Annotated in this window: 3 protein-coding genes and 2 tRNA genes; 4 read left to right on the forward strand and 1 reads right to left on the reverse strand. The window is 61.7% G+C overall.

What is annotated here, in order from left to right; genetic code table 11:
* The 4 genes from AC1DT3_RS16300 to AC1DT3_RS16315 all read left to right on the forward strand — a co-directional run.
* A partial coding sequence (locus tag AC1DT3_RS16300; RefSeq protein WP_477466292.1) for a nucleoside deaminase occupies positions 1-406 on the forward strand: 406 nt, incomplete at its 5' end.
* Between the two features lie 148 nt (positions 407-554).
* Positions 555-631, forward strand: a tRNA-Pro gene (locus AC1DT3_RS16305).
* 32 nt (positions 632-663) lie between these two features.
* Positions 664-969, forward strand: a complete 306-nt coding sequence (locus tag AC1DT3_RS16310; protein ID WP_477466293.1) for an ETC complex I subunit — start codon at positions 664-666, stop codon at positions 967-969.
* An 18-nt stretch (positions 970-987) separates the two neighbouring features.
* Positions 988-1,064, forward strand: a tRNA-Arg gene (locus tag AC1DT3_RS16315).
* A gap of 118 nt (positions 1,065-1,182) precedes the next feature.
* On the opposite strand, the gene AC1DT3_RS16320 is transcribed toward AC1DT3_RS16315, so the two are convergent.
* A partial coding sequence (locus tag AC1DT3_RS16320; RefSeq protein WP_477466294.1) for an autotransporter family protein occupies positions 1,183-3,125 on the reverse strand: 1,943 nt, incomplete at its 5' end.

Consider the following 3,125-nt stretch of genomic DNA (forward strand, 5'->3'; position numbering starts at 1 on the left):
GACGGGCGGGCCGTTCGGCGCGGTTGTCGTGCGCGACGGACAAGTCCTCGCTGCTTCGGGCAACAGCGTGTTGCGCGACAACGACCCTTCGGCTCATGCCGAAGTCAATGCCATGCGCGCCGCCTGCAAGAAAGTCGGTGCGCCGAACTTGAAGGGCGCGACCCTGTTTACCAGCTGCGAGCCGTGTCCGATGTGCTATTCGACCGCCTATTGGGCGCGGATCGAGCGCATCTATTACGCGGCCGCCTGGACCGACTACGCCGATCTTTTCGATGATTCCAACATCAGCGCAGACATGAAAAAGCCGTATGCGGAGCGGGCCGTCGCTGTCGAGCAGATGATGCAGGCTGACGCACAGCAGGTTTGGCTCGAATACCGCAAGATGCCGGAAAAGACGCGCTACTGAGCTGCCGATCACAGCGGGGCGCAGGTCGTAACATAGGATTTTGTGCCCCGCATCGACCCGCTCGGTGCCCGTCTGTTCCATTTAACAGGCGGGCAGGGCTTGCGCACCCCGACCCGCAACGTTAGAGAACGCAAGCCTTGTGAGGCATCGGGGTGTAGCGCAGTCTGGTAGCGCATCTGCTTTGGGAGCAGAGGGTCGCAGGTTCGAATCCTGCCGCCCCGACCAATCACTGGGCGTTTGACGAGAGAAGACCTTTCATGCCCGCACGGATCTATAAGCCCGCCAAGTCAGCCACCCAGTCGGGCATGGCCCGGACCAAGCAATGGCTTCTCGTGTTCGAGCAGGACAGGTCGCGTGAGATCGAGCCCCTGATGGGCTGGACGAGTTCGGGCGACACGCGTCAGCAGCTACGCTTGTGGTTCGACACCAAGGAAGAGGCAATGGCCTACGCCCAGCGCGAAGGCATCCCCTATCGGGTCGAGGAGCCGCAAGAACCCAAGCGCCGGATCATGGCTTATTCGGACAATTTCAAGTTCAATCGAGTCGGTCCCTGGACCCATTGACGGCCCACGAGGCATCGGGGCCCCGTAGCTCAGCTGGATAGAGCAACTGCCTTCTAAGCAGTAGGTCGCAGGTTCGAGCCCTGCCGGGGTCGCCAAGGGCTATGTCGACAATGGGGATCGCCGGGCTGCGTAGTCCCGGAAACCACAAGAACTACGCACCTGCGGCCGAAGGGAACGAGTGCAGGGTCGTGAGCAGGAAACGATCGTCTGCCACTACCATGTGAATTTCGCACCCAGCCGGCCGCTGATGCTGTGGTCTTTGCCACTGTCGAATCCGAAGTTGTAGTCGGCCGCCGCGAAGATGCTGGCGTTCTGCGTTACCTGACCCGATACGCCGACGCCCACCTGACCCCAGGTTCCGCCGAGATCAGTCCTCAGCACGACTGAGTTGAACCCGAGGGGGCCGGAGAAGGTGGTCTTCGCGTCAGCGCCCAACGCGTGCCACACATTGGCGCGCGCCCAGGTCGTCACGCGGTTGCCGTTCTCCATGGACCAGTTCTTTGTAAGGCGCGCGCCGAGGCGGCCATAGAGCGTGTCCGTTCCCTCGATATGGATCTGACCGAAACTGTCGCCGCCGCCGTCGATCGCCACATGCTGATAGATTAGTTGCGCCTGAGGTTCGATGGCCCACCCGGCTCCGAGCGCGAAGGGATAGCCGCTCTCGAGCGAGGCCGCGAAACCCCAGCCACTCGAATTCAGTTTCTCACCGAGAACAGATTCCGCCGTGACCTGATCGTACCATGTTCCCTGCGCAACAGCGTCGATGTACCAGCCGCTCGCGCCCTTCCTTGTCCAGTATCCGCCGAACGAATAGCCATCCATGGATGTGGAGCCCGCCTTGCCACCATAGACGCGCTGCACATCGCTATCGATGCGCCCGGCTCCTATGAACAAACCGGCGACGTCGCGCACTCCATCGCCCGACGGTTGGCGATAAAGATCGATACCAAGCTGAAACCCCGCGAAGCCGAAGCTGTAGGACGGCCCGGACTTGTAGAACTTGTTCAGTCGGGCGTCGTCGCCGAAGCCGCTGTACCCGACATTGCCGCTCGCCCCGAACAGGCGACCCCATACAGGATAACGGCTCTGCCCGGCCGCGTATGTTGCGTTCGCTTCGGATGTGATTGTGCAACGGTAGTTGCGCGCCGCGTCCTTGCACCAAACGGTCCGCGTCGTTGCCGCCGGCGTCGGGTCTGAGTAATCCTCGCCGACGCGGTCGTGATAGGTTCCAAGCATTGCGAACCCGAATTTGCTCGCCAATGCCGGGATCGCCATGGCAGTGGCGACCTCCGCGCGAAAGTTCGGCTTCGGTGACGGCGGAGGTGAAGGTGGCGAAGGAGGAGGTGGGGGAGGCGGTTCGATGGTGCTGCGCAGATACCAGTTTCCATCTCTGACATCGCCGCCAACGCCGTTGTGATAGAGCAAATACTCATAGGCACCGCCCGCGACGCGCCGGCCGAGAGCGAAGGCGTCCCCGGACGAAGCGGACTTATTGCGCACTTCAACCACCTCGACGCCGTTGCCGGTTGTGAATGCGCCTGCCGATGTCGGGTCGACCGAAACCAAAACCCGCGTCGGACCGCCAGCTCCGGTCAGAGTCGAGTCGACGATCAACATGTCTGAGCGTGAATTCGTCTGGCCGCCGTACGGAATCCCCTCATTGAGGATGGTATTGATCAGAAGCTGACCTCCGTTCGAAACAAATACGCCGCTTCCGGCCTGCATCACGCCGCCGATGACACCAGGTCCGCCCGTGACCACCAGCGTGTTGCCAACAACTGAGCCGCGCAAATCGATGACGCCCGTGTTGGAGAAACTGTCGAGTCTCACGAGCTGGCCCTGCAGGAGGCCCTCGCGGTTGAAATCATAGAAGGTGGGTTCGAGTGTGCGGCTATTGATGCCTGTGGTCGGCACATAGTAGCCCGTGGAATTCGTGACCGGAGCACCGGCAACCGCACCGAGGTTCACGACGCCGCCTGCCTCATTCTGAAACGTGCTGGTGCCGGCGCCGAAGTCCGACACCGCAACACTTTTGGTGTCGCGGGTTCCGTCACCGTCCGTGTCGGCGAAGTTGCGTATCGACCRGGCTCCAGCATTGGTAAAGGTGACGGCGGATGTTGACGCAAACACTTGGCCGGTCATCGCGCCGCTATTGT

The sequence above is a fragment of the Microvirga sp. P4_G7 genome, from assembly GCF_056401005.1.